This window comes from Herbaspirillum sp. GCM10030257, from assembly GCF_042666555.1.
In the GTDB taxonomy this organism is placed as follows: domain Bacteria; phylum Pseudomonadota; class Gammaproteobacteria; order Burkholderiales; family Burkholderiaceae_D; genus Noviherbaspirillum.
Map to the genome: position 1 here is coordinate 1 of NZ_JBHTDH010000080.1, position 3,369 is coordinate 3,369.

At 62.3% G+C, this 3,369-nt stretch carries 3 protein-coding genes; all 3 read right to left on the reverse strand.

What is annotated here, in order from left to right:
* On the reverse strand, window positions 1–890 hold an 890-nt coding region (locus ACFQUU_RS29075; RefSeq protein WP_382252097.1), incomplete at its 3' end, for an ABC transporter permease.
* The gene (locus ACFQUU_RS29080) at window positions 891–1,952 is read right to left on the reverse strand and encodes an ABC transporter permease (protein WP_382252098.1); all 1,062 of its coding nucleotides are present in this window, start codon (window positions 1,950–1,952) and stop codon (window positions 891–893) included.
* On the reverse strand, window positions 1,945–3,369 hold a 1,425-nt coding region (locus ACFQUU_RS29085; protein ID WP_382252100.1), incomplete at its 5' end, for an ABC transporter ATP-binding protein. The genes ACFQUU_RS29080 and ACFQUU_RS29085, both read right to left, overlap by 8 nt.

The following is a 3,369-nucleotide window of genomic DNA, read 5'->3' on the forward strand; positions in this document are numbered from 1 at the left end:
AGCGAGGCTGGCATGTTGAGTTTGATCCAGTTGGCATTGGTCGAAATCAGGACCAGCACGAGAATCGTTGCAAGATACGGCATCATCGACAGCAGCTGCGAATCGATCGACACGCCCAGACCCTGCGCATGGAAAGTCATGATCGTCACGCCGCCAAACAGGTAGGCGCCCACCAGCACACGCGCAGGACGCCATGTGGCAAAGGTCGTCAATGCCAGCGCGATCCAGCCACGTCCCGCCACCATGCCCTCCACCCACAACGGCGTATAGACCAGGGACAGGAAAGCCCCCGCCAGGCCGCAGCAGGCACCGCCAAACAGCAGCGCGGCAAGCCGGATACGGCGCACGTTATAGCCCAGCGCATGGGCGGACGTTGGCGATTCGCCAACGGCGCGCAGCACCAGGCCGGCACGGGTGCGGTACAGGAACCAGATGATGCCGCCGCAGAGCAGCAGCGACAGATACACCATCGGATGCTGACGGAACAACGCGGTGCCAAGGAAAGGAATGTCGGCCAGGAAGGGAAGCGCGAACTTCGGGTTTTCCAGGCTGCGCCCAACGTAGTTGATGCCGATATAGGCCGACGCGCCGGCGCCAAACAGCGATAGCGCCAGTCCGGTCGCATACTGGTTGGTGCCCAGCCAGACCGTCAGCAGCGCAAAGAAGCCCGCCATCAGCATGCCTGCGGCAGCGCCGGCGATGAAGCCGACCGCCACGCTGTCGGTATTGACTGCAACGGCGAAGCCGATCGCGGCCGCCACCAGCATCATGCCTTCGGCGCCAAGATTGACCACGCCCGAGCGCTCATTCATCAGCAGGCCAAGCGCGGCCAGCATCAGCGGCGTGCCGGCATTGATCGACGCGGCGATCAGTGGAGCGAATGATTCCATTTATTTTCTCCAGCTCAATTTGTAGTGGATCAGCACGTCGCAGGCCAGCAGCGAGAACAGCAGGATGCCCTGGAACACGCCGGTGATCGCATTCGGCATGCCGAGGCGGGATTGCGAGAGGTCGCCGCCGATATAAAACAGGGCCATGATGAAGCTGGAGAACAACACGCCGATCGGATGCAGGCGCCCTACGTAGGCGACGATGATCGCAGCAAAGCCATACCCCGGCGAAACCGTCGGCGTCAGTTGTCCGATCGGACCGAGAACCTCCGCGGTGCCTGCGAGTCCTGCCAGCGCACCGCACAGGAGCATCGAGGTCCACAGCGCCTTGCGTGACGAGAAGCCGGCGTAGCGCGCCGCTGCCGGAGCCATGCCACCCACCTGCAGACGATAGCCGGCAAAGCTGCGGCTGAGGAATACCCATCCCAGGCTCGACGCCAGCAGTGCCATCACGATGCCGAAATGCAGGCGCGTGTGCTCGACCAGCACCGGCAACAGGAAGCCATCGGAGAGCATCCGCGATTGTGGGAAGTTGAAGCCGTCCGGATCGCGCAACGGCCCATGCACCAGCAAGCTCAACAGCAACTGTGCAACATAGACCAGCATCAGCGAGACCAGGATTTCATTGGCATTGAAGCGGTCACGGAGGAAGGCCGTGATCCCGGCCCATGCCATGCCGCCCAGCATGCCGGCAAACAGGATGACAGCAATCAGCAGTGGTCCGCCGCCTTCACCCTGGTCAAAGTAAAGACCCGCTGCCGCGCCGGCAATCGCGCCAACCACCAGTTGGCCTTCGGCACCGATATTGAAGACATTGGAACGGAAGCAGATCGACAGGCCGACGGCGATCAGCAGCAGCGGCGCAACCTTGACACCGATCTCCGACCATCCCTGCATATCCTTGATCGGCTCAATGAAGAATACCGCCAAGCCGGTCACCGGATTCTTGCCCAGGGCCAGGAACAGGATGGCGCCGCAAATCCCTGTCAGCAAGACCGCGAGGACCGGCGACATCCATGACATCAGCGTCGACGGGCTGGGCCGTTTTTCCATCTTAAGCATTGGCTACCTCCTGCTGCACCGGGGGCACGCTGTCCCACAGTCCGCTCATCCATTGACCGATCAGGTCCACCGTCGCGTGCGAACGCTTGATGGATGGCGACAGCTTTCCTTTGGCAATCACGACCAGCCGGTCCGAGATCTCGAACAGTTCATCGAGTTCTTCGGACACCACGAGCAGCGCACAACCGGCATCGCGCAGGGCCACAAGTTCGGCGCGGATCTGCGCGGCGGCGCCGACATCAACACCCCAGGTGGGCTGGGCAACAATCAGTACCTTGGGGTCGCGCATGACTTCACGACCGACGATGTACTTTTGCAGATTGCCGCCGGACAGGCTGCCGGCGGTCGCATGCGGACCGGGCGCCTTGACCTTGAAGCGGCCGATGATGGCCGAAGCCAGCTGGTTGAGCGCGCCAAAGCGGATCATGCCGCGGCCTAGCGTCGATTCGTTCTGGTGCGACAGCAGGATGTTTTGCGCGAGCGAGAGATCGGGCACCGCACCGCGCCCGAGTCGTTCTTCCGGCACGAAGCCGAGGCCGCGCTTGCGGCGGCGTGCGGCATTCATGCGTCCAACCGGCTCGCCTTTGAGCATGATCATGTCGGCTGCGGCACGCGGATCTTCACCCGACAACGCGGCGAGCAGTTCCTGCTGGCCGTTGCCGCTGACCCCGGCGACGCCGACAATCTCGCCGGCGTGCAGGTCGAGATTGATGCCGGCAAGCGAGGTGCCGAAGGGATGACTTTTTTCGAGCGAGAGATTGCGCAGCGAAAGCATTTTCTCGCCGGGCAGGCGGTCCACCGACTTGATCGCCGGCGGTTCGGACCCGATCATCATGCGCGACAGGCTCGACGCACTTTCCTGCGAAGGATCGCAGATACCGGTGACTTTGCCCGCACGCATGACGGTGCACTTGTGGCACAGCGCGCGGATTTCATCGAGCTTGTGGCTGATATACAGGATACTGCAGCCTTCGGCGGCAAGCTTGCGCAACGTCTCGAACAGCTTTTCGACTGCCTGCGGCGTCAGCACCGAGGTTGGCTCGTCGAGGATCAGCAATTGCGGCTTGGCGAGCAAGGCACGCACGATCTCGACCCGCTGGCATTCGCCGACCGACAGCGTATGCACATGGCGCTGCGGCTCCAGGTCGAGCCCATACTGGCGGGCGGTGGTTTCGATGCGCTTGCTCAGTTCCTTGAGGTCGGTGTCCTTGGGCAGGCCCAGGGCGATGTTCTCGGTGACGGTCAGGGTGTCGAACAGCGAAAAATGCTGAAAGACCATCGCGATGCCGAGCTTGCGGGCTTCGGCCGGATTGGCGATGTTGACTTCCTTGCCATTCCAGAAAACCTGGCCGGCATCGGGTTTGACCGATCCGTAAATGATCTTCATGAGGGTCGACTTGCCGGCGCCATTTTCGCC

Coding starts and splice junctions, on each gene's coding strand:
- ACFQUU_RS29080 (WP_382252098.1), bottom strand. CDS start 1,952: ATGCTTAAGATGGAAAAACGGCCCAGCCCGTCGACGCTGATGTCATGG.